This window comes from Sphingomonas sp. 2R-10 (assembly GCF_030062225.1).
Lineage (GTDB): Bacteria > Pseudomonadota > Alphaproteobacteria > Sphingomonadales > Sphingomonadaceae > Sphingomonas.
In genome coordinates this window covers 42,878-64,907 of record NZ_JASCXF010000025.1, presented here as the reverse complement: position 1 = coordinate 64,907, position 22,030 = coordinate 42,878, and the positions used below count along the sequence as shown (strand labels likewise).

The 22,030-nt window shown below is 60.6% G+C and carries 21 protein-coding genes; 14 read left to right on the top strand and 7 right to left on the bottom strand.

Annotated features, from left to right (window positions below):
- From modA to QLH51_RS12840, 4 genes are all read left to right on the top strand, one after another.
- A partial coding sequence (modA, locus tag QLH51_RS12855) for a molybdate ABC transporter substrate-binding protein (RefSeq protein ID WP_336620701.1) occupies positions 1–816 on the top strand: 816 nt, incomplete at its 5' end.
- A 9-nt stretch (positions 817–825) separates the two neighbouring features.
- Complete coding sequence (gene modB / locus QLH51_RS12850) at positions 826–1,491, top strand: molybdate ABC transporter permease subunit (RefSeq protein WP_283514615.1); 666 nt, start codon at positions 826–828, stop codon at positions 1,489–1,491.
- A complete protein-coding gene (locus QLH51_RS12845; RefSeq protein ID WP_283514614.1) occupies positions 1,484–2,197 on the top strand; it encodes an ABC transporter ATP-binding protein in 714 nt (237 codons plus the stop codon). Before modB ends, QLH51_RS12845 begins: the two co-directional genes overlap by 8 nt.
- Before the next feature lie 868 nt (positions 2,198–3,065).
- Positions 3,066–3,959 (top strand): SDR family oxidoreductase, encoded by an 894-nt coding sequence (locus QLH51_RS12840; RefSeq protein ID WP_283514613.1) that lies wholly within the window; start codon positions 3,066–3,068, stop codon positions 3,957–3,959.
- Positions 3,960–4,052: 93 nt separating this feature from the next.
- Here QLH51_RS12840 and QLH51_RS12835 read toward each other — a convergent pair whose 3' ends face one another.
- The gene (locus tag QLH51_RS12835; RefSeq protein WP_283514612.1) at positions 4,053–5,156 is read right to left on the bottom strand and encodes an NAD(P)-dependent alcohol dehydrogenase; all 1,104 of its coding nucleotides are present in this window, start codon (positions 5,154–5,156) and stop codon (positions 4,053–4,055) included.
- Positions 5,157–5,362: 206 nt separating this feature from the next.
- Here QLH51_RS12835 and QLH51_RS12830 point away from each other — a divergent pair, with 206 nt between their 5' ends.
- The 3 genes from QLH51_RS12830 to QLH51_RS12820 all read left to right on the top strand — a co-directional run bounded on the left by QLH51_RS12830 (position 5,363) and on the right by QLH51_RS12820 (position 8,446).
- Positions 5,363–5,569 carry a TOBE domain-containing protein gene (locus QLH51_RS12830; RefSeq protein ID WP_283514611.1) on the top strand — a complete coding sequence of 69 codons (207 nt, stop codon included), beginning with the start codon at positions 5,363–5,365 and terminating at the stop codon, positions 5,567–5,569.
- Position 5,570: 1 nt separating this feature from the next.
- Complete coding sequence (locus QLH51_RS12825) at positions 5,571–5,942, top strand: winged helix-turn-helix domain-containing protein (RefSeq protein WP_283514610.1); 372 nt, start codon at positions 5,571–5,573, stop codon at positions 5,940–5,942.
- A gap of 101 nt (positions 5,943–6,043) precedes the next feature.
- Entirely contained in the window at positions 6,044–8,446 is a 2,403-nt protein-coding gene (locus QLH51_RS12820; protein ID WP_283514609.1) for a TonB-dependent receptor, read from the top strand.
- Between the two features lie 27 nt (positions 8,447–8,473).
- Here the strand turns inward: QLH51_RS12820 and QLH51_RS12815 are convergent, their stop codons facing one another.
- The gene (locus tag QLH51_RS12815) at positions 8,474–9,436 is read right to left on the bottom strand and encodes a cytochrome c peroxidase (protein WP_283514608.1); all 963 of its coding nucleotides are present in this window, start codon (positions 9,434–9,436) and stop codon (positions 8,474–8,476) included.
- The gene (locus QLH51_RS12810) at positions 9,433–9,726 is read right to left on the bottom strand and encodes a homogentisate 1,2-dioxygenase (protein ID WP_283514607.1); all 294 of its coding nucleotides are present in this window, start codon (positions 9,724–9,726) and stop codon (positions 9,433–9,435) included. Before QLH51_RS12810 ends, QLH51_RS12815 begins: the two co-directional genes overlap by 4 nt.
- Before the next feature lie 294 nt (positions 9,727–10,020).
- On the opposite strand from QLH51_RS12810, the gene QLH51_RS12805 reads away from it, so the two are divergent.
- The 6 genes from QLH51_RS12805 (at position 10,021) to QLH51_RS12780 (ending at position 19,506) form a co-directional block, all read left to right on the top strand.
- Positions 10,021–12,099, top strand: a complete 2,079-nt coding sequence (locus QLH51_RS12805) for a TonB-dependent receptor plug domain-containing protein (RefSeq protein WP_283514606.1) — start codon at positions 10,021–10,023, stop codon at positions 12,097–12,099.
- Positions 12,100–12,395: 296 nt separating this feature from the next.
- Entirely contained in the window at positions 12,396–14,552 is a 2,157-nt protein-coding gene (locus QLH51_RS12800) for a site-specific DNA-methyltransferase (RefSeq protein WP_283514605.1), read from the top strand.
- Positions 14,549–16,906, top strand: coding sequence for a DEAD/DEAH box helicase family protein (locus QLH51_RS12795; protein WP_283514604.1), 2,358 nt, complete (start codon positions 14,549–14,551; stop codon positions 16,904–16,906). Before QLH51_RS12800 ends, QLH51_RS12795 begins: the two co-directional genes overlap by 4 nt.
- 63 nt (positions 16,907–16,969) lie before the next feature.
- Positions 16,970–18,316: an AAA family ATPase gene (locus QLH51_RS12790; RefSeq protein WP_283514603.1), complete on the top strand. Its 1,347-nt coding sequence runs from the start codon at positions 16,970–16,972 to the stop codon at positions 18,314–18,316.
- On the top strand, positions 18,313–18,813 hold the full coding sequence (locus QLH51_RS12785; RefSeq protein WP_283514602.1) for a hypothetical protein: 501 nt from the start codon (positions 18,313–18,315) through the stop codon (positions 18,811–18,813). Before QLH51_RS12790 ends, QLH51_RS12785 begins: the two co-directional genes overlap by 4 nt.
- A 396-nt stretch (positions 18,814–19,209) precedes the next feature.
- On the top strand, positions 19,210–19,506 hold the full coding sequence (locus tag QLH51_RS12780; RefSeq protein WP_283514601.1) for a hypothetical protein: 297 nt from the start codon (positions 19,210–19,212) through the stop codon (positions 19,504–19,506).
- A 98-nt stretch (positions 19,507–19,604) separates the two neighbouring features.
- On the opposite strand, the gene QLH51_RS12775 is transcribed toward QLH51_RS12780, so the two are convergent.
- The 3 genes from QLH51_RS12775 to QLH51_RS12765 are packed head-to-tail and all read right to left on the bottom strand — an operon-like array spanning position 19,605 to position 21,266.
- On the bottom strand, positions 19,605–20,294 hold the full coding sequence (locus QLH51_RS12775; RefSeq protein WP_283514600.1) for a hypothetical protein: 690 nt from the start codon (positions 20,292–20,294) through the stop codon (positions 19,605–19,607).
- A 32-nt stretch (positions 20,295–20,326) separates the two neighbouring features.
- Positions 20,327–20,950, bottom strand: coding sequence for an SOS response-associated peptidase (locus QLH51_RS12770; RefSeq protein ID WP_283514599.1), 624 nt, complete (start codon positions 20,948–20,950; stop codon positions 20,327–20,329).
- A gap of 46 nt (positions 20,951–20,996) precedes the next feature.
- Complete coding sequence (locus QLH51_RS12765; protein WP_066773491.1) at positions 20,997–21,266, bottom strand: HU family DNA-binding protein; 270 nt, start codon at positions 21,264–21,266, stop codon at positions 20,997–20,999.
- A gap of 40 nt (positions 21,267–21,306) precedes the next feature.
- Between QLH51_RS12765 and QLH51_RS12760 the strand changes: the two genes are divergently transcribed.
- Positions 21,307–21,483 carry a hypothetical protein gene (locus tag QLH51_RS12760; protein ID WP_283514598.1) on the top strand — a complete coding sequence of 59 codons (177 nt, stop codon included), beginning with the start codon at positions 21,307–21,309 and terminating at the stop codon, positions 21,481–21,483.
- Here QLH51_RS12760 and QLH51_RS12755 read toward each other — a convergent pair.
- Positions 21,480–21,926, bottom strand: coding sequence for a hypothetical protein (locus QLH51_RS12755; protein WP_283514597.1), 447 nt, complete (start codon positions 21,924–21,926; stop codon positions 21,480–21,482). The genes QLH51_RS12760 and QLH51_RS12755 overlap by 4 nt on opposite strands.
- Positions 21,927–22,030 lie beyond the last annotated feature (104 nt).

Genomic DNA, 22,030 nt, shown 5'->3' with positions numbered 1-22,030 from the left:
CCGCAAGATATAACGACCGAGGCGACCATGAAGCCGTTTTTGCATATTTCCCGCCGCCTTCTCCTAGTCGGGCTGACGCTGTGCCTCTCGGCGCCGGCAGCGGCACAGGACGTGCCGAACATCGCAGCTGCGGCGGATTTGCGCGTGGCGCTGACCGACGTCGCAGCAGCATTCAAGCGCGATACCGGACAGGAGGTGAAGCTGACGTTTGGCTCATCGGGCACCTTCTTTCAGCAGATACAGCAGGGCGCGCCGTTCCAGCTCTTCCTATCGGCCGATGAGCAGTACGCGACCGATCTTGCCCGCGCCGGTAAGACTGTAAATGCGGGCACTCTCTATGCGATCGGGCGTCTTGCGGTGGTTGCCCCAAAGGGCTCGCCGCTGACACTCGACAGCAACCTTACCGGCCTGCGCAACGCACTCGCACGCGGGCAGATCACCCGGTTTGCCATCGCCAATCCTGAGCATGCTCCCTACGGCGCACGGGCACGTGAAGCGCTGCAGCACGTGAAGCTGTGGCAGCCGCTCGCCAGCAAGCTGGTGCTGGGAGAGAACGTATCCCAAGCGCTGCAGTTCGCGATCGCTGGCGGTGCCCAAGGCGGCATTGTCTCGTATGCCCTGGTCCTGGACCCAGCGTTTGCGGCGCGCGCGAGCTATAAGCTGCTGCCCGCCACGTGGCATAAGCCGCTCCGCCAACGGATGGTGCTGATCAAGGGGGCCAGTCCGACTGCGCAGCGGTTCTATAGCTATGTTCAGCAACCCGCCGCACGCCGCATCCTGGTCAGGTACGGATTTGCCCTTCCCGGCGAGCGTTGATCGCGGCGGATGGACTGGCAGGCGCTCCGCCTATCGCTGTGGCTCGGTTTTCTGACGATTGCAGTGTTGTTGCCCGTGGCGATCGTCGCGGGGCGCTGGCTTGCGACCACGCGATTGCGCGGGCGTGCGCTTATCGAAGCGGCTCTGACGCTACCCCTTGTTCTGCCCCCGACCGTCATCGGCTTCTATCTTCTTGTCGGCATGGGGCCTGACTCCCCGATCGGCCGTGTCTGGCAGGCGCTGTTTGGAGGTGCGTTGGTATTCAGCTTCCAAGGCGTGCTGGTTGCATCGGTCGTCGTCAATCTGCCCTTCGCGATCCAGCCCGCGCAGCGGGCATTTGAAGCGATCGGCCAGGAGCTACGCGACGCATCAGCGACGTGCGGTCATTCGCGCTGGCAGACCTTCCGGCGCGTAGAGCTGCCGCTGGCATGGCCTGGGATTATCACCGGTGCAGTGCTGGCGTTTGCCCACACGCTGGGCGAGTTCGGCGTCGTGCTGATGGTAGGCGGCTCGCTGCCCGGCGAGACGCGGACGCTAGCGCTGTCCATCTATGATCGGGTGCAGGCATTCGACAATGCGGCCGCTGGCAGCATGGCGGCGGTGTTGATGGGGATATCGTTGATTGCGGTGACGATCAGCTTAATCCTGACGGGGCGTAAGCAACGGCATGGCTGACGGCCTGGATGTTCGCATAAGAGCCACCACGCCGATCGCGATCGACGTGGCGTTCAGCGTCCATGCGCATGAAACGCTGGCGCTGATTGGCCCCTCGGGCGCGGGCAAGTCCACCATCCTACGGACGGTCGCGGGGCTGCACCGCGTGCCAGAAGGTACAATCCAGGCCGGTGGCGACACCTGGCTCGATACCGCGGCCGGGATCGATCTTGCTGCCTCCCGGCGGCATGCTGGCATGGTGTTTCAGTCCTATGCGCTCTTCCCGCACCTCACTGCGGGACAGAACATCATGGAGGCGATGCTCGACCGGCTGCGGGATGAGCGACGGCACCGTGCAGACGCCTTCCTGAAGCGTGTTCACCTCGAAGGGCTGGGCGATCGCTTGCCAGCGACACTATCGGGGGGCCAGCAGCAGCGGGTCGCACTCGCCCGTGCGCTTGCCAGAAACCCGAAAGTCCTGTTGCTCGATGAACCCTTCTCGGCAGTCGATCGCCCGACACGCCGCTCGCTTCACCAGCTTTTGAGAGAGCTACGATCGGAAACACCTCTCCCGATCATCTTCATTACCCACGACATCGAGGACGCTATGGCGAGCGCGGATCGCTTATGCCTGATCGAAGCCGGGAAAATCACTGCGGACGTGAAGGCAAGCCGGATGGCCACCCAATGTGACGGCCGACTGTCAGCTTGGCTGAATGACGTGTGATTTGAGGCAATCCATTCCTCGATGACTGTGAGGCAATGCGCCTGCGCCGGCGATCGTAACCCCGGGCGGACTTTATCGACGTTCAGAGAACAAACCGAAGATCCACGCATTATATATAGCGGTATATAACGCTGCGTGGGGTATCAGGTGCCGAGGAAGTTGCGGATCGACATGGAAGGGCGGCGGTATGGCCGGCTTGTCGGCGTTGCCTATTCGCATACCTCACCAGGTGGTCGCGCCTATTGGCATTTCGATTGCGATTGTGGCGGCACGGTCGTCGCGGATGGCTGCAACGTCCGTGCTGGGAACACGGCAAGTTGCGGCTGCCTTCATCGCGAAATCTGTGCCGAACGTCTGACTGTCCACGGGCATCGTGCTCGGAAACATCACGGCCCGACCTATCGGAGCTGGCAGTTGCTCAATGATGGGGCGCGGAACCCTTCGTCGCCGGGCTGGCGGGCTATGGGTGCTCTTGGCCTCGTCCCACATTCGATATGGGCCGCTTCATTCGAGCGGTTTCTAGCCGACATGGGTGAACGCCCTGCCGGTACTCAGCTTGTGCGGATCGATGCGGCACGAGGATTTGAGCCGGGCAATTGTCGATGGGCGCCGGTCGACGATCGCCGTGTTCGTGCTTTGCGCAGCTGGGCTTGCCGAAAGGCAGCAGTGGTCTCCCAAACCGGTCAATTGCGCCCTCAACAAGCCTCGCCGGCCACGTAGTCGAAACCGGGATGATCGATCCGGTAACCCGCGCGTTTCCGGCTCCCCTTCTTCAAGGCCTCAACCATCCGGCGCACATCATGGCGCTGTCCATCCCCGGTCCGGCAGCCGCCTGCGACCAATTTCTATCTTCCCTATGGAGAACGTCATGACCGATCGCCTGACCATGCAGGATCCTCGCAACCAGTATCCCCAGCCTCCCTTTCCGCGTCAGCCCCAGCCCGTACCAGGTGAGGCATCCAAGATGAACCCGGTGCCGGATCATGGTGAGACGAGCTACAAGGGATCGGGCAGGCTGACCGGCCGCAAGGCGCTCATCACCGGCGCAGACAGCGGCATCGGCCGCGCCGCTGCGATCGCGTTTGCGCGCGAGGGAGCGGATGTCGCCATTTCCTACCTCCCGGCGGAGAAGAGCGATGCCGCCGAGGTCATCCAGCTGATCGAAGCCGAAGGCCGGACGGCCGTCGACCTTCCCGGTGATATCACCGATGAGGAGTGGTGCCGGACGCTTGTTGCGCAGGCCGTCGAGACGCTCGGCGGGATCGATATTCTCGTCATCAACGCCGGGCGTCAGCAGAACCGCGAGGACATCTCCAAGGTCACGTCGGAGGATTTCGACAAGACCATGAAGACCAACCTCTATGTGATGCACTGGATCGCGCAGGCGGCCGTACCGCATCTCCCGGCAGGTGGTTCGGTCATCACCACCGCTTCGATCCAGGCCTATGAGCCGTCCGCGATCCTGCTCGACTATGCGACGACGAAGGCGGGGATCGTGGCCTACACCAAGGCTCTCGCCAAGCAGCTGCTGGAAAAGGGCATACGCGCTAACGTCGTGGCCCCCGGCCCGTTCTGGACGCCGCTCCAGGCATCCGGCGGTCAGCCGCCCGAGGCGGTGATGAAGTTCGGGTCGGAAAGCCAGTATGGCCGGCCGGGTCAGCCCGTCGAGATCGCGCCGGTCTATGTGCTGCTGGCGAGCCAGGAAGGCAGCTACATCAGCGGCGAGGTGTACGGCGTCACTGGTGGTGCCGGCGTCGCCTGACACATAAGAAAAGCCCCCGATCGGTCACGCCGATCGGGGGCTTTTGATACGGCATGGCATCGTCGTTTCAGGCGATGCCATGCCGTTTTTGTATCAGGCCGCTTCTGCCTTTTCCTGCGCGAGGCTGGCGCTGTCGATGACGTACCGGAAGCGGACATCGCCCGACTTCACCTTCTTGTACGCCTCGTTGATCTCCTGGATCGGGATCACCTGCACGTCAGGCGCGATGCCATGCTCGGCGCAGAAGTCGAGCACCTCCTGCGTCTCTGCGATCGAGCCGATCAGCGAACCGGCAATCGACTTGCGCCCCATGATGACCGGCATGTGGTTCCAGCCTGGCATGGGGGCCAAAGCGCCGACCGAGACATAGGCAGCATCGTGCTTGAGCAGCGGAATGAACGGGTCGATCTTGTGCTTCTCCGGGATCGTCGAGAGGATGAAGTCGAACTGACCCTCAAGCGCTTCCGAGGCTTCCTTGTCGCCTTCGACGACGCCCTTGGCACCCAGCTTCTCTGCCTCCGCGACCTTCTCCTTGGTCGTCGTGAAGACCGTCACATCGGCCCCCATTGCGACCGCGATCTTGACCGCCATGTCACCCAGACCGCCGAAGCCGACGACGCCGACCTTGTCACCGGCCTTCACCCCCCAATGCTTCATCGGCGAATAGGTGGTGACGCCTGCGCACAGGATCGGGGCTGCCGCTTCGACCGGTATCGATGCCGGTATCTTCAGGACAAAATCTTCCCGCACGACGAGGACGTCCGAGTAGCCACCGAACGTATTGTCCCGGCCATACATGTTTGTGCCGGTCTTCGCCTGCGCAGCGGGCTTCATCGGGCCGTTATAGGTCGCCAGCCAGCTGTTCGGCCCTTCGCAATATTGCTCATCACCCGCCTTGCACGGACCGCACTCATGGCAGCTGTCGATCATGCAGCCGACCCCGACCAGATCGCCCACCTCATGCTTGGTGACGCTCGCACCCTTGGCCGAAACCCTCCCCACGACCTCGTGGCCTGGCATGCATGGATAGACGGTATTGCCCCAGTCATTCTCGCACTGATGGATGTCGGAGTGGCAAACGCCGCAGTACAGGACGTCGATCTGCACCTCGTTGGCCTTGGGTGGATCGCGTTCGATCTCGATCGGCTTCAGACGTGAGAAACTGTGCTTGGCGGCATAGCCGGTAGCGGTGACCATGATCGATGACCTTTCGCGAGGCAGGGAGTGTCCTGCCAACGAACGTCCTGTCAGGCGTCGCTATCCTTAATGAAGCACTATATTTTTGCGGATATATTGTATCGCTCGAGAGGGACATAAGGCCGCGCAGTCGCACTTTGGCAACGGTTGCGGTACATGACGGCCTGGTTGCCCAGACGGGCAACCATGAATGCAGGGAAGCATCCATGAAGATCAGCGCGCGTAACCAGATTTCCGGCACCATCGTCTCGATCACGCCCGGCGCGGTGAATGGTTCGATCAAGGTCGAAATCGGTGGTGGGAACGTCGTGACTGCCAACATCACCGAAGAGGCGATTGCCGACCTCGGTCTGGCGGAAGGCGAGGCGGTCACCGTCATCATCAAGGCCAGCGACGTGATGATCGGCAAGTAAGATGAAGGTCGGACCCCTCTGGCTGAAAATCCAGATCGCATGCGGCGATGCCCTGGCGATGGGACCGGGTAAGGCCGACCTCCTGGAAGCGATTCAGTCCGAGGGGTCGATCAGCGCGGCAGGCCGCGCACTCGGCATGAGCTATCGCCGCGCCTGGCTGCTGGTCGATGAAATGAACCGCTGTTTCGATCCTCCGCTGGTGGATACTGTCAAGGGTGGCGGTCTTGATCGCGGGTCGCGGGTAAGCCCCACCGGCAAGGCGGTTCTGGAAGCTTACCGTGAAATGGAGCGGGAGGCGTCCGCGGTTGCCGAGCGGCCAGCCTACGCGCGGGTGCAAAGCTTTTTGCGCTCCGCGCCGCTTTCCCCGGACTGAGCGCAACTGACTTCGAAACCCAATATATACGGATGAATATCGCAACGATATAGGGCCGTACATAGAACCGCGGCTGCGACCGCGAAAAGGGGTTTCCATCAATGTCGAAGCGTATCGCAGTCCTGCTGTGTGCCGTAGCCGTGCCTGCCATTTCCGCACCTGCGGTGGCTCAAACGATCGTTCCTGCACCTGCTACAGAACAGACGAACGCGCAGGCATCGGCAAGCGATGAAGGCCTGCCTGACGTCATCGTCACGGCCCGGCGCCGGGCGGAAGATGCGCAGCGCGTTCCTGGCGCGCTGTCGGTGGTGGGCGGTGCGCTTCTCGATCAGAGCTACACGGTCAACACGCAAGGCCTGACGACGCTGATCCCGACGCTGAATTACAGCTCGGCCAATCCGCGCAACACCGCCTTCACGATCCGTGGCCTTGGCTCCAGCGTCGTCGCGGTCAGCCAGGCCAACGACGGGCTGGAGGGCGGCGTCGGCTTCTACGTCGACCAGGTTTATCATGCGCGTCCGGCGACGGCCGCGTTCGACTTTGCCGACATCGAGCAGGTCGAGGAACTGCGCGGGCCGCAAGGAACGCTCTTTGGCAAAAACACGACGGCAGGCGCACTCAACATCACCACGCGCGCGCCGGCCTTCACCCGTGAAGGCTTTGCCGAGCTGTCCTACGGCGACTACAACTTCGTCCAGGCCAAGGGCTGGGCATCGGGGCCAATCACCGACACGATTGCCTATCGTATCTCGGGCGTCTCGACCCGCCGCGACGGCGTGCTCGACAATGTTCGCACCGGCCGGGCGGCCAACACGCTCGGCACGCAGGCGGTGCGTGGGCAACTGCTCTTCAAGCCGGACGACACGATCCAGATGCGGGTCATCGCCGACTTCACCAACTTCCAGGCCTATTGCTGCACGCAGGTCTATTTGCGCACCGGCACGAGCCTGCGAGCGGCCAACCGCCAGTTCGGCGGGCCGAACGGCTTGGCTGCGCAGTTCGGCTATTCGCCGCCCAGCACCAACCCCTACGACCGCAAGATCGACATTGATGGGCCGCTGGGCGTCGACACCAACGAGGGCGGCGTCAGTGCAATCACCGACTGGAATCTTGGCCCGGTCACGCTGACGTCGGTCACCGCGTGGCGTTTCTGGAATTGGGATGCGGAGAACGACCGCGACTATACCGGCATCCCCGTGCAGCTGTCGCAGCACATCCCATCCCGGCAGGATCAGTATAGCCAGGAGCTTCGACTTGCCTCGAACGGCACCGGGCCGCTGTCTTATGTCGTTGGCCTCTATGGCTTCCGCCAGCGGCTGACCGGGCGACCGATCAGCATCTATGGTCCGGCCGCCGCGCACTACCTGATCGGCACGGTGACGGGCGCGAACAACACGGCCGTGCCCTCCAACCTGCTCGACGGCTACGGGCAGGACGGGCGCACTGACTTCCGCAGCCTCAGCTACGCTGCCTTCGGCGAGGTCAATTACCGCTTCTTCGATCGTCTGACGGCGACGGTGGGCCTGCGCTACACGCAGGAAGACAAGGACGGCTATTACAACACGACCGTCTCAGGGGGGCCGGCGACGACCAGCACAGCCCTCATCAACGCCCGCCTCGGCGTGCTGCGTCCGCAAAGCTATGAGGCGCATGACAGCGACGGCAGCCTGACCGGACGCGGCAATCTCGCCTGGCAGGTGACCGATACGACCATGGCCTATGCGAGCTATGCGCGCGGGTTCAAATCGGGCGGGATCAACATGTCCGGTCTGCCGCTCGATAACAACAATCGGCCGGTTCTGGCGACCGCCGTGGTGCGGCCTGAGCGCAACGAGACCTATGAAATCGGCCTCAAAAATACGCTGTTCGACAATCGGCTGATCTTCAACATCGACGGCTTCTACACCAAGGTCCGCGACTTCCAGGCGACGGTGGTGGAGAACTCGCTGACCCAATCAGTGCAGCTTCGCGGCTACCTGTCCAACATCCCAGAGGTGACGGTGAAGGGGATCGAGGCGGACGTGACCGCTCTCATCCTGCCGGGTCTCAGCGCACGAACCAACTTCGCCTATTCGGATGGCGAATACACCAACTACCCCGCCGGACCTTGCCCGCTGGAAGTGCAGACCGCCGCCACGACGCGGTGCAGCCTCACTGGGCGGCGGCTCGCTTCGCTGCCACGCTTCGCGGTGACCGCCGGGCTGGATTATCAGCGTCCGGTGGGTGACGGGCAGGTGTTCGTCCATGTCGATACCGCATCGCGCAGCGGCTTCAATGGCGACCCCAGCCTCTCGCGCTTTACCTACATCCGCGGCTACAACCTGACCAATGCCAACATCGGTTATCGCTTCGCGGACGGGCTGGAGCTGATCGTCTGGGCACGCAATCTGCTCGACGCCGATTACATCCAGAACCTCACGATCCAGGCGGGTAATTCCGGCCTGATCGTCGGCACGCCAAGCGATCCGCGCACCATCGGTGGGACGATTCGCTTCCGCATGTGATCGTTCAACGTCCCTGTGGCAGCATCGTTATTTGCTGCCGCAGGGATCGTCCGGATACGCAAAGGCGGGATTTTCGATAAAGCCGCGATCGGTCAGCGCCTCCAGATAGGCGAGCAGGCCGTCCATGTCGGCAGCATTCAACCTTATGGGGTGGCGGGCGATGGCTTCACCAAGCGTGCGCGCGGACCCGTCGTGAAACCATGGGCCGGTCACTGCGACGTTGCGCAGGGACGATGTGCGAAAGCGCCCGTCGTCCTCTGCCTGGCCTGTCGTCTCCGCCAAGCCGCGATCCGTCTTGTTGACGGGCAGCACTGCGTGAAAGCGGCCATCGGTGAAGTTGGGACCGGAATGGCAGGAGGCGCAGATTCGACCGAATATCGCCTTGCCGGCGCTCGCTTCGCGGGAGAGGTTGCCCCGATCGGCGGGCGTATCGAACGACACCATGCTGCGCTCGAAGCTCGCCAGCGCCAGCGTGACGCTGGACATGTCGATCCGACCCCGGCGATCCGGGAAGGCTGCGCGGAACTGGCGCCGGTAGCAGGCATCGCGCGACAGCCGGCGTGGGATTTCCTGATCGCTGCCGTGCATCCCCATCTTGACCGGCGTCAGACCGAAGATCGGGATCGCAGCTTGGGCTTCCAGCGTCGTGACGCGTGGATCGGCCGCGGTCAGGACGGGCAGCCATGCGACATTGGCGAGGCCCGGCACATTGCGGCGGCCGGCATCGCCGTGCACCCCCGGCCGGGTCGTGTTGCCGTCCGCGAAGGCGTGCTTCTGCTCGTGGCAGCTTGCGCACGACATCGTACCGTCGATCGACAGGTCCGCGTCGTAGAACAGTCGGCGACCGAGCGCGACTTTCGCGGCCGACATCGGATTGTCAGCGGGGACGACTGGCGCGACGACGCCCGCCGGCAACGTCCACCGCCACGGGGCAGCGACCGCGGCCGTCAGGATCAACGCCGAAAGCGCCAGCGCCGCCCGTCCGATCACGCCGGCAGCTTCGTCACCATCAGCGGCAGATCGGCGGTGCCATTGCCGGCGACCTGAAGGACGTAGCGACCAGCGCCGAGATCGAAATCGACCATCTTGCGGATGCCGGTGCAGGCAGGGCCGTGACCGTGCGCGACCGAGGTCGCGGGTTTGCCGTCCGCCAGCACATCGATCCACGCGCCCGAACCCAGCGCGATCCGATAGCGACCCGGGGTGGCGACGGTGAACGCAAAGACGCCCCCATAGCTGACTGACCCGCCCGGCTTCTCTGGCCGCACGACGTACTGCACGTCCCGCGTGGACGGGAGGCGTACCGTGACCGCTACGCCAGGTGTCAGCATTGTTGCCTGCGCGGCTGTGCGACCGGCACTAAGCGGACGCGGCGAGGCCCAACCCGACAATTCCGCAGGCGGCGCGGCGACGGAAGGACAAGCGTCGTGTGCAGGAGCGGACGCCTGCAACAGCATGGCAGCGAGCAAGGCATTGAACATCGGCGGCAACTCCTCCAACAGGGTATATATCTCGTCGTATATAGATGATCGAAGACACGAAACAGTCGGCTCGATCGCAAAGGGGTACTATCGATGCGCTTTACGCTGACCGCGGCCATGTTGCTTGCTTCATCGACCATGCCGGCGTTCGCGCAGGATGCGCCCTCCGCGCCGCGTGACGAACAGGACAATAGCTTCCGGCTCGGCGAGATCATCGTCACCGGCGCGCGCCCGCAGGGCGTCGAGATCGGCAGCGAGTCCGTTGGGCAGGAGGCGATCTACAAGTTCGATCGTCAGTCGCTCGACGAGGCGGCGAGCCTGATCCCCGGCGTCACTGCCGGCAACAGCGGCGGGTCGCGCAACGAACGCCTGCTGTTCGTGCGCGGCTTCGATCGGTTCCAGGTGCCGGTGTCGATCGACGGCATTCGCGTCTATTTGCCCGCCGACAACCGCCTCGACTATGGCCGTTTCCTGACGCCTGACGTGGCGCAGCTCCAGGTTGCCAAGGGCTATGCGTCGGTGCTGGACGGCCCCGGCGCGATGGGCGGCGCAGTCAACCTCGTAACCCGCAAGCCGACCAAGGCGCTGGAGATCGAGGGCCGTGCCCAGCTCAATCTCGATCGCGGCGTGGACTATGCCGGCTATAACGCCTTCGGCCTGATCGGCACCCGGCAGGATCGCTGGTATGCGCAGGCAAGCTACGCGATCAACGACACCGACCATTGGGATCTGCCGGGCAGCTTCACGCCGACCGCAAACGAGAACGGGGGCGCGCGCGACTTTTCCGCGACCCGCGACTGGCGGGTGAACGCCAAGCTCGGCTTCACCCCCAACGCGACCGACGAATACTCGTTGAGCTACACCCGGCAGGAGGGCGAGAAGAACGCGCCCCTCCACATCACCGACCCGATCAGCACCCAGCGCAACTGGAGCTGGCCCTACTGGAACATCGAGAGCATCTACTTCCTTTCCACGACCGCGCTGGGGGACCGCGCGACGCTGCGCACGCGCGTCTATCGCAACACCTTCGATAACCTGCTCAGCGCCTTCGACGATCGGACGCAGACCACCCAGACGCGCGCTCGTGCCTTCAACAGCTATTACGAGGATGAATCCTGGGGCGGCTCGGCCGAGCTGGCGCTTCGTCCCACTGATGCGGACCGCCTGTCGCTCGCCGTCCATTACCGACGCGATCAGCACGACGAGTACCAGCAGAGCTTCCCCAGCGGCTTCACCGAACCCCGCCAGCGCAGCGTCGAGGACACCTATAGCATCGCGGGCGAATATGCCCGCGACCTGACCCCGACCGTCGCGCTGACGCTGGGCGCGAGCTACGACTGGCGCGACCTGTCGCGCGCGGAGGAATACGGCACCCCGCCCACGGGCGGCGCGGCGCGCATCTTCAGCTATCCGTTGCGCAACGCCGATGCCTGGAACGCGCAGGGGCGTATCGAGTGGAAGCCGGTCGAGAGCAGCCGGCTCTATGCCAGCGTCTCGTCTCGCGCCCGTTTTCCGACGCTGTTCGAGCGGTTCTCGACGCAGTTCGGCACCGCCGCGTCGAACCCCGGCCTCGATGCCGAGCGTGCGACCAATTACGAGCTGGGCGGCAGCCATGCGATCGGCGCGCTGACCGTCACCGCCGCGCTGTTCTACAGCGACATCAACAACGCAATCGTGGCGGTGCGTCCGGCGGGCTTCCCGGCCAACACCTCCCAGCGCCGCAATCTCGGTTCGGCGAACTATTATGGCGGCGAGATCGGTGTCGTGGCGCGCGTCGGGCCGACACTCGACATCGGTGCCAACTACACGCACATCGAACGCAACTTCACGATCAGCCCGCAGACCGGCGTCGTCGTCCCTGCGTTCGAGCTGACTGACGTGCCGTCCGACAAGGGCTTCGTCTATGCAAGCTGGCGTCCTTTCCCGCGCCTGGAGCTGACGCCCAGCGTCGAGTTTGCGTCCAACCGCACCACCATCACCACGGCATCGCCCCCGGTCTATTACCGCACCGGTAGCTATGTTCGTGCCGACATCCGGGCAGACTTCGCGCTCACAGAGCAGCTGTCGATCGGTGTTGGCGCGCGCAATCTGTTTGATGAATATTACACTCTGACGGACGGCTTCCCAGAGGCTGGACGCAGCTTTTTTGCTGTCGTGCGGGCACGATATTGATTGGAGATTACGGTCGGAGTTTATTTGTTGGGGTCGCACGATTGTTGCGAGGATGACGGTAGCGGGCGTCGAGCAATGGCAATGACTGTAGTGCCGCACTGCGACGGTCGCCTCAAAGACCCGGTCTTAATAGGGTAGGTGCTGGATGGTCCTTGATGTATCTAGACGTCAAAAGGACTTTGCCCGAAATCATACGCTGTTTCTTTAAGCTTATTCCACACGGAAAAAGGACCAGCGTTTCTCGGTGTCCGGTGAGCATACCCTACCAAGACCGGTGATATCCATGACCGGCGTTGATGAACGATGAGCCACTTTCTCACATCGAGAATTTTGAGCAGAAGCGCTTTGAGCCGACCAAGCATGGCGCGCCCGTAAGCGTTCCGGTCTTGTTCTACGCAGCATGTTCTTTAGTGATGGTTAGCCGAACAGAAGGCCGTGACGGCTGTGCGCCACGCGGGCAAGGGAATGAAATGGTAGACTACGCAAAGCTGAGCCGTGACGACTTAATACGCCTGCTGCATGAGCGGGACGGGTCCGACGCGGGCGGGATCCGGCTTACCTATCCAGGGCAAACGCCTCCGTGGCAAATCATCCGTCAACTCAAGCCTCGGTCGCAGCGCATCGAGCAAAGCCTCTGCGTTGGACCAGAGGGCAGCCAGTCGGCAAATGCGCTTATCGAGGGTGAAAACCTTCAGGCACTCGTCAGTCTCTACAAATATCGTGGTCAGGTTGATCTCATCCTGACCGATCCTCCGTACAACACCGGCATGGATTTTCGCTACAATGACCGCTGGGACGAGGATCCGAACGACCCCGACCTAGGGATGCTTGTGCCGGCAGATGATGGTTCGCGTCACTCGAAGTGGCTGCGTTTCATGACGCCGCGCCTGTGGATGATGAAGGAGATGCTGAAGCCCGGCGGTGTGCTCGCGATATGCATCGATCATCGTGAACTATTCCGGCTGGGTATGATGCTCGACGAAATGTTCGGCGAGGGTAACCGGATCGGTCTGCTGAACTGGCAAAAATCCTATGCGCCTAGGAACGACCAGCGACATCTCTCGACGGCAACAGAATATGTTTTGGTTTATGCGAAAAATGCGGATCGCTCAAAAACCGGTCTGCTGCCCCGCACCGAAGCGATGGACTCGAGGTATTTGTCTAGAGACAAGGACCCTCATCCGTGGAAACCAGGCGACTTGACGGCACGAGGTGAGGATACTCACCTGTCGATGATCTACGCTATTCAGTCTCCTTTCACCGGCGAACTCCATTACCCCACCGCCGGACGACATTGGGGCTCCGAGAAACGCCGCATGAAGGCGTATTTGGAAGAGTGGGGCTCCACCTATGTGGAGCGACAAATCGATGACGGACGACAGAAGGCGTTGGTCATCAAGAGTGGCGCTATACGCGGCGAACCGTCGTTCGAGACCAACAAGGCGCTCAAGACAGCGAAGCAGAAGGCTGAGAAGATACTCCGGGGCGTTTGGCCGGTCGCTCACTGGCGCGACGAGGGTCAGGGCACGTTTGGGCTCAAAAAATACCTGAAGGACGTCAAGCAAGGGATCGTGCCAACCACGTACTGGTCGAGCGACGACTTTGACGAGCCGCTCGAACTCGGCAGCACCTCTTGGGCGCACGAGGAATCAGGACATAGTCAGACTGGCATAAACGAACTGACCGCGATCGTCGGCCGTGGCCATGGCTTCGACACCGTGAAGCCGCTCAAGCTGTTCAAAAAGATCATCCAAATTTGGTGTCCGCCGACCGGTATCGTCCTCGATCCCTTTGCTGGATCTGGCACTACTGGGCACGCCGTCCTGTCGCTGAACAAAGAGGCAGGGGCCTCCCGGCGGTTCCTCCTGATCGAGCAGGGTCGCCCCGAACGTGGAGACGCGTATGCTCGCACTTTGACCTACGAGCGGTTGAAAAGAGTGATCTCTGGCGAGCGTGCGCTGAAGACCGGCGAGGTTGAGGTGGCCGCAGAGCCGCTCGACGGCGGCTTTCGCTTTTCCAAGCTGATGGACCAGGTTGATGCCGCGGCGGTCCTCGCGCTTGAGCGAGAGGAGATGGTGGACTTGTTGTTGACGTCGTACTGGGACCAAAAGGATCGGTCTGCTGGGCACCTGCAGCGCCTGCCGGCCGGTACGCACCAACACCTGTTCGCCACGAGCGGAAAGGGCGAAGGCTTCTTCCTTATTTGGAACGGACCGGAGCAATCATCAGTGCTCAACCGAGCTACCTTCCGCGCAATCGCAGCCGAGGCTCAGGCAGAGGGCTTGACGCAGCCTTTCCACGTCTACGCGAGAATTTCGACGTACAGCGGGCCTAACGTTGAGTTTTATCAGATCCCCAACAGGATCCTTGATGCGCTGGGATTCAATGAAGCCCTTCATCCTTACGGCGTGAGTGTCGAGGGTAACGCCGCTGAAGTGGAGAGCGCCGCGTGACCCTGTCCCTTTTGCCGTTCCAAGCCAGGTCCAGCCTCCAAATCGTAGAGCGGTTCGGGCTGCTCGCAGCTGACAAGCGGCGTCCGATGGAATACATGGGTTGGGCGACGCCGTTCTATCAAGCCCTCGCGTCGCTCACCGGCTCGGGCAAAACTGCGATCCTCGCCGACACAGTCAGCCTGATGCGTGCAACCATGCCGATCGAGCCGATTGTGCTTTGGATCTCGAAATCAAAGGCGGTTGTGGATCAGACGTATACGAACTTCGAGACGGGGGGGAAGTACGCACACCTAATTTCTCAATTTGTCGTCGGTTACCTTTCACAGGCGACGGTCGCGCAAATCCATGATGACACGCAAGCGTTTTTGCTTTTGACGACGGTTGGAAGTTTCAATCAGAAGTCAAAGAGCGATGGCAAGCTCAAGGTTCATCAAAAGGATGAGGACCAAAACGATGGTGCTCTTTGGGAGATTCTAGCCGATCGAAAAGCCGCATCGAACCAACATCGGCGCCCTCTGATCGTCGTCTACGACGAGGCACACAACCTGTCCGATCAACAGACCAATCTGCTCCTTGAGCTGGAGCCCGAGGTCATCCTCGCGGCGTCGGCCACGATGCGAACACCGGGTCGCTTGGGGCAAATCATCGAACGCCTCAAGCAAGTCGGTTGGGACGACACGCCGGTAACGGACCAAGAGGGCGTACCCACCAAATGCCTTATCACGGCAGTACGTTCGAAAGAGCCAGTCGAAGCCGGGCTGGTTAAGCGCCAGATCGTCCTGGGCGGTTACGACACCGAGATGGAAACGACCCTTAACGACATGGTGGAGGATTTCCAACTCGCCACTACAAAGGCTGATGAACTGGACGCGGGCTTCCTGCCAAAGGCGATATACGTGTGCCGAACGAACATCAACCAAGATGACGGAGCGGCCGACAACCCGAATAAGCCGTTCACCGACCGAAAGGCGCCACCGATTCTGATCTGGCGATATTTGGTCGAGGAGAAGGGTGTACCTGCGGACGAAATCGCAGTTTACTGCGATCTAAAAATGAACCAGCGGGACTATCCGGCGCCCGCTGATTTCCGTCTATTCTCGGGCGGAGAGGACGACTTCAACGTTTTTTCTGAAGGAAAATTTCGGCACATCATTTTTAATCAGAGCCTACAGGAAGGCTGGGACGACCCAGCGTGCTGTTTCGCCTACATCGATAAGTCCATGGGGTCTGCGCTGCAGGTTGAGCAGGTAATTGGGAGGGTGCTGCGGCAGCCGGGCGCCCGCCACTATTCTGATCCAATCCTGAACACCGCTAACTTCTTTATTCGGATCGACAATAAGCAGGAGTTTCCGCGCATCCTAGAGGTCGTCCGCCGAAAGATCGCGGCTGAGATGCCTGATGTTAGGCTCGACGGATACAGCGACAGCCGGGACCGGCGCCGAGCCCGGCTCGAGCCGCGACAGGCTCTTGCGGTCCCGGAAATCCACATCGATGCAGACGATGCGGTATTGCCTCTCGCGGACGCGATTGCGTCCATCCACGACTACACCTCAGATTCTCCGAACGTCCACGGCGCCGGCGAGCTAACGCGTGCGGTGCAGAACGTGGGCGACGGCTCCAAGCCGGAGATCCAGACTGTCCAAAAGGACCACTCGAATAGGGTCGTCGCCCGATGGCTCATCCGTCGCCACGTCTTATCGCGCTATCCAGAGGCGGCAAAAACCGTCGATTGGGCCGACCCAAAGTTCGAGGCGAAGGTGGAAATCACCAGCATCGCGGCGCAGCAACTGCGTGGTGATGCAGAGCGTTTGGTTGACACCTACCTGTCAAATGCCGAACTCGCGTTCGAGGACTACAATCCATACACAGTCGGAGCGGTTCTGACCCGTCCGGATACTATGGAGCTGTTCAGCAACTCTGTACATGAGGGCTACAGCGACCTCAATGGCCTGGAGCTGGAAGTAGCTCGTGAGTTGGACGCGATCGGGGTCCCTTGGGCTCGGAACCCAGTCAATGGCGGCTACTCGATACCCCTGCTCGAGAAGGGGGAGAGCCGGCGCTTCTATCCCGATTTTCTAGTCTGGAAAGACGGCTACGTCTTCGCGGTCGACCCTAAGGGAGGGTTCCTTCTGCAATCTGAGGCAGGGCGGAAGCTTCTCGCGATCAGGGATGAAAACGGGCAGCAGAGCGTCTTCGTGCGGTTTATTACCGAAGGTACGTGGTCAGCGGACACCATGAGGCAAACTCAGAAGACCGGAATGAGTGTGTGGCGCCTCTCTACAACCGGACAGCTTCGATGCACTAATCATCAAACTGTTGCGGCCGCAGTCGCCAAAGCGCTTGAGGCAAAATAGATCCGGCAAGACGCGGTAGTGCGATGAGCACTAAATCGAAAACTGCCTGAGCGGAGCAATTTAATGCTAACCCGGTTAGAACTTGAACACTTCAAAACATGGACAGACGCGAAATTGTCCTTCGCCCCGATAACGGGCCTGTTTGGAACAAACAGTTCTGGAAAATCGAGCCTAATTCAATTTTTGCTCCTTCTCAAACAGACGCGTGATGCAACGGATCGAAAGCTTGCCCTCCATTTTGGAGATGAGCGAACGCGCACCAGACTGGGTTCGTTCGAGGACGCAGTGCAGGATCACGACAGGGACTCGAAGCTCGCTTGGCGGCTCGATTGGACTTCCGACGAGCCGGTCAAGCTGTTCAATCCAAGCACAGGCAAGATTTTTGAAGAGGACAACCGTCTAAGCGTTGAGGCCGCAGTTACCCAAGGGGATTGGGACACACCTTGGCAGGAAAAGCTGAGTTACGTGTTGGGCGAGCGCCGTTTCTCAATGAATTGGGACGATCGTGAGATAGCAACAAGTGGTCCAGGCTCTTTCAGCTTTCGGCGCAACCGCGGTCGACCACTCGAGGGGCTTGGCGTTCCGACGAAGGGCTATCTCTTTCCCGATACAGCGCGTTACGCGTACCAGAACGGTGACTTCCTCGCCGACCTGGAACTCGCCTATGAGGAGCAGCTTGACCAATTATATTATTTGGGTCCACTCCGCGAGCCCCCCAAGCGCGAGTATATTTGGAGCGGTGCGCAACCTCAGGACGTCGGCGACCGTGGCGAATATGCTGTGGAAGCGATGCTGGCGGCGACCCGCGAAGGGGAAAGGCGAAAGGTGCCGGGCAAGCCAAGGGCCCAGAGCTTCGAGGCGGCGATCGGGTACTGGCTGCAGCAGTTGGGGCTGATCGACTCGTTTGCTGCTAAGCCGGTGGCCAAAGGCACCAGCATCTACCGTGTAACCCTAAGGGTCAGACCCGGGGCAGCGGAAAGCGTGTTGACTGACGTAGGCTTCGGCGTGTCTCAGGTGCTGCCGGTGGTGGTTCTATTGCACTATGTGCCAGAGGGCGCGACGGTGATCCTAGAACAGCCTGAGATCCACCTTCATCCCCTGGCACAGGCGGGGCTCGCTGACCTGTTCATCCACGTTGCGAAGACGCGGAAGGTCCAGATTTTCGTAGAAAGCCATTCGGAGCACTTGTTATTACGGCTGCAGCGCCGCATCGCTGAGGAGCAGATTGCGGCCGACCAGATCCAACTTTACTTCGCATCCGCTACCGGCGCCGCATCAAGGCTCGATCCATTACAGCTGGACGAATACGGTAACATACTCAATTGGCCGGATAAGTTCATGGGCGATGCCTTTGGAGAAACTGCGAACGCCGAACTGGCGCGACTGCGACGCATGAAGGAGGCGGGATGATCCGCTGTGCCGTTGACACAAACGTCCCGATCGTCGCGAACGGTCGTCCCGACCCGAATGACCAACGCGCTCCGTCCATTGCCTGTCGGCTTTCGGCAGTGGAGTTTCTCGTAGGGCTCGCGAACGATGGCCAACTCGTTCTCGATCAGGCCGGCGAGATGCAAGCAGAATATCGACGTCACCTGAGTCCAGCTGGGCAGCCGGGCGTCGGAGACCGCTTCTTCCAAATCGTGCTGCACAGCGCGCCGAACTTAGTCGAGCGCGTTGACCTGCCCAAACGCGAAGACGGTGAATATGCTGCGCTTCCTCAATCACTGATCGATGCCGGCTTCGATCCAAGCGATCGTAAATTCGCGGCCTTAGCTCAGCAGGAGGGCATTCCAATCTACAACAGCACGGATACCGACTGGATCGAGGTCGCCACCATTCTAGCTGCGGAAGGGATCGAAGTGCGGCACCTTTGCGGACGCGACCCGGCGAATTGGTTTGCCTCGTGACCGTTGGGGACGCTTAATCGCTGTCACGCTCAGAAGCCAAACGAGGGCGTCAGATCGCGGTACTGTCCCGCACGGGTCGTTTGCGGGACAGCCTCCGGCTCTGAACTGGCACGCGCCGGACTATTCGTGAGGCAGAAATAACGCGCAGCTATTCAACCCTGAATGCTGCGGTGCCGTTTGGTAGGGTGCCGTTTGGTCTTTCTCGGTTCGGACTTCAGGCGGACCAAAGGGCAAATTCGAGCCGGATTTTTAACGATCCTACCCGGCGGAAATCGGACCGCCGAGTGTAGAACCGCTGAAAGTATACCCAAAACGTACCATAGGTGGCGGATCGCCGCGTGTTGTTAACGCCTATGGCGGTACAATATGAGCAGTAGCTCCAAACCCAGGATGACCATGACAAAGGACGAAGTCGATAAAATCGAATATCGTAAGGCCCAAGTACGTTCCCTAAAGGGAGCCAGTCATGATGAGGCATTTTTTGCTGATGCCAAACGGTGGGACAATCAGGCTCTTTCTGATGCCCTTCACTATGGAGAACTCACGCCCACAACAAGGTCCGCAATCGAGCGCACCCAAGCATCACGATTTGAAATGTCTAAGCCGGCAACAAATCTAGCCAAGTGGCAAAAGGTGGGTGTCGCCTTTGCTGCGGTAGCCGCAATCGCGGCAGTTTGTAAGATTTTTGTATAATTAGAGAATAACATGTGAATACGGTGAAGGGCCGGGTGGCGGGTATAGCTCGATAACATGGCCACCCAATTTCATGGACACGACGCTGACTACGGAGACTATTTCGCCGGCTTAGGCTCAGTGGTCCGGCCGCGTTTCCATGATCCAGTGGGCCATATACTTACGTCTTTAGTCTCCGCTGGTACGACTCGATCGCGGGTAAGAATCCAGGTTGTTGCGGGATCAGAGGCAATGATGCGTCCTCTGAACCGCTTCTGGCCTATTTGATATATAAAGCAGCACCCAGCAGGTGCTGATCGCGAGAAGACGTCGATATCATACTTAGCCGCTTTCGAGCCTGCGGGTGCCGCGCCCAATATGCCAAGAGTTATACAGCACATAGCTCCGGCAAAAAGCAGAATACGATTGATCTGAATTCTATTTCGGTCTGAGAAGTCTGTCGCTAATCGCGTAACGCGCCAGCCCTTGGCATTGCCATAGGCAAACAATGCGAACGCGGAAATAATGCAAGCAAACTCAAGCAGCAGTATCGGGAGTAGCCATATTGCACCATTCCAAGCGGCATAGATTGTCGCATAGTAGCCGTGTATAATTGTTTCGAATGGATGAGATGTTACTACGTTAAATGCTAACCCGAAATGCTCTAGCAACTCGGATTTATACGCATATCCGGCGAGATAACCCCAAGCTGCCGCGATCGACGTAAGCGCAGCTAGATTCGCCAAGGCTGATTTGAAAATGCCTTCACCAGACTTCAGCGAACCCGCGGCAATCTCTACGCTTTGCATGGCTCCAAAATAGTCCCTATTCCTGAGCTTGGCTATCGATGGTTCATTAGCTGCGAAGGGTAGGGGGCGACAAGGCCACTTACCTCATCCCAAGGCGAGGTCAGCCACCTGTTATAGTCGTCGTCATGAAGTATAACGGGCATCGCCTTTGGGTGAATTGGCGCCACCACTGAGTTAGGCTCTGTCGTCAGGAAGCCATAAGCGTTACCGCGTTCTGTCGGACGCCAAATTGCTGCGAACGCGAAGACCGGCCGGCTGGGCACGTCAAACCAGTGCAATGGCTTTTTGCCATCTTCGCCCGGTGTGAGCCCGTACTCAGAAAAGGACGTGACCGGCACGAGGCAACGTCGTGCCGGGGTTGTAAGCATCGATCGCCAGAAGCTTGAGGTAAGATTCCGCACGTTGGTGACGTACTTTGTCAGCTTCTTCGCGGGATCACGCTTGCTTGGGATCTGCGTCGGCACCCCCCATTCCATGCGCTCGATCCGGCGATCGTCGCCGTTCTGCACGATGACAGCCCCATAGAATGGGGTCTTCTTACCCGTGGGGAAGATATCACCGGTCGGGAACGTCTCATCGACCTCGTAGGGAGGGCGAATGCCGAACGTCGCAGCCACCTCGACTTGCTTCGCGGTCAGCCTATACCGATTACACATCCGCGCCTCCTGTCGGCGCCGGCGATCGATCGCCGGCGCGTGTTCGTCAGAGCTTGTCCTTCAGGCCCTTGGCGGCGGTGAACGACACCTTCTTCGACGCCGCGATCGTCATCGCTTCGCCGGTCGCCGGATTACGGCCCTGGCGCTCGGGCCGATCCTTGACGGCAAACTTCCCGAAGCCAGGAATCGAGACTTCATCGCCCTTCGCAGCAGCGTCCGCGATCTGATCGAAAACCGCCGTGATCGCCTTCTTGGCGTCGGCCTCGCTCGACCCCGTCGACGTGGCAACGCCCTTGGCCAGTTCGCTTATGTTCATGCTATTCATGCTCCCTGAAAAACGAGCGGGATCCTTACCCATGACGAGCGACGACACAAAGACCGTGCTGAATGAGGCGAACGCCCGGGCGGTTGCGCTGATGCTCGACAAGCTCGAGGACCACGACGTCACCGTGATCTATGAGGCAGTCGGCGGGGTAGGGCCGATCGCCGATCTCGCGGCTGAAGCTATGAAGACGCGCAACATCGACCTCTAACGAACGGCATGTCGCTCGCGAGTGATGCGAGGATCCTCGAACAGATCCCGCAACGCCCGCACTCGAAACACATTCCACCAGCGCTGCCAGCGATGCTCGGCCGCATCATGGATCATGTGGCAGCGCTGGCAAAGCGCGCGGAGGTTTCCGGGCGCGCTGTTGCCCGGATCATGATCGAGGTGCGCGCACGCCAGGACGACATAGGTCATCCGAACGCTCGCGAGCATGAAGCCAGCCTTCATCGAGACACGCTTGCCCTGGTCCGATCGCCAGCACGACGTATCGGCGTCCCACCAGCGTCCGTCGCCAAGATGCGCCACCCGCCGAAGGTGCGGCCGACGGCATTGCTCGCAGCGCCTGCCGGCGCGTTCAAACCGGATCGTACCTGACAGCTGCTGCCAGTCGATCGGGTAGAGCCAGCGATTTTCGGCGCGGATCGGCATCCCATTTCTATGAGTCACGCGATCGTCCGTGGGAAGCAGAATTTCATGCTTTGTCGCTGTTTCGTATCGCGGACGTTCCAATGCGAAACGACGAACCGAGATGA

Coding starts and splice junctions, on each gene's coding strand:
- QLH51_RS12830 (WP_283514611.1), top strand. CDS start 5,363: ATGAAGATCAGCGCGCGTAACCAGATTTCCGGCACCATCGTCTCGATC.
- QLH51_RS12820 (WP_283514609.1), top strand. CDS start 6,044: ATGTCGAAGCGTATCGCAGTCCTGCTGTGTGCCGTAGCCGTGCCTGCC.
- modB (WP_283514615.1), top strand. CDS start 826: ATGGACTGGCAGGCGCTCCGCCTATCGCTGTGGCTCGGTTTTCTGACG.
- QLH51_RS12765 (WP_066773491.1), bottom strand. CDS start 21,266: ATGAACATAAGCGAACTGGCCAAGGGCGTTGCCACGTCGACGGGGTCG.
- QLH51_RS12840 (WP_283514613.1), top strand. CDS start 3,066: ATGACCGATCGCCTGACCATGCAGGATCCTCGCAACCAGTATCCCCAG.
- QLH51_RS12760 (WP_283514598.1), top strand. CDS start 21,307: ATGACGAGCGACGACACAAAGACCGTGCTGAATGAGGCGAACGCCCGG.
- QLH51_RS12755 (WP_283514597.1), bottom strand. CDS start 21,926: ATGCCGATCCGCGCCGAAAATCGCTGGCTCTACCCGATCGACTGGCAG.
- QLH51_RS12780 (WP_283514601.1), top strand. CDS start 19,210: ATGACAAAGGACGAAGTCGATAAAATCGAATATCGTAAGGCCCAAGTA.
- QLH51_RS12805 (WP_283514606.1), top strand. CDS start 10,021: ATGCGCTTTACGCTGACCGCGGCCATGTTGCTTGCTTCATCGACCATG.
- QLH51_RS12845 (WP_283514614.1), top strand. CDS start 1,484: ATGGCTGACGGCCTGGATGTTCGCATAAGAGCCACCACGCCGATCGCG.
- QLH51_RS12785 (WP_283514602.1), top strand. CDS start 18,313: ATGATCCGCTGTGCCGTTGACACAAACGTCCCGATCGTCGCGAACGGT.
- QLH51_RS12790 (WP_283514603.1), top strand. CDS start 16,970: ATGCTAACCCGGTTAGAACTTGAACACTTCAAAACATGGACAGACGCG.
- QLH51_RS12835 (WP_283514612.1), bottom strand. CDS start 5,156: ATGGTCACCGCTACCGGCTATGCCGCCAAGCACAGTTTCTCACGTCTG.
- QLH51_RS12825 (WP_283514610.1), top strand. CDS start 5,571: ATGAAGGTCGGACCCCTCTGGCTGAAAATCCAGATCGCATGCGGCGAT.
- QLH51_RS12770 (WP_283514599.1), bottom strand. CDS start 20,950: ATGTGTAATCGGTATAGGCTGACCGCGAAGCAAGTCGAGGTGGCTGCG.
- QLH51_RS12775 (WP_283514600.1), bottom strand. CDS start 20,294: ATGCAAAGCGTAGAGATTGCCGCGGGTTCGCTGAAGTCTGGTGAAGGC.
- QLH51_RS12800 (WP_283514605.1), top strand. CDS start 12,396: ATGAACGATGAGCCACTTTCTCACATCGAGAATTTTGAGCAGAAGCGC.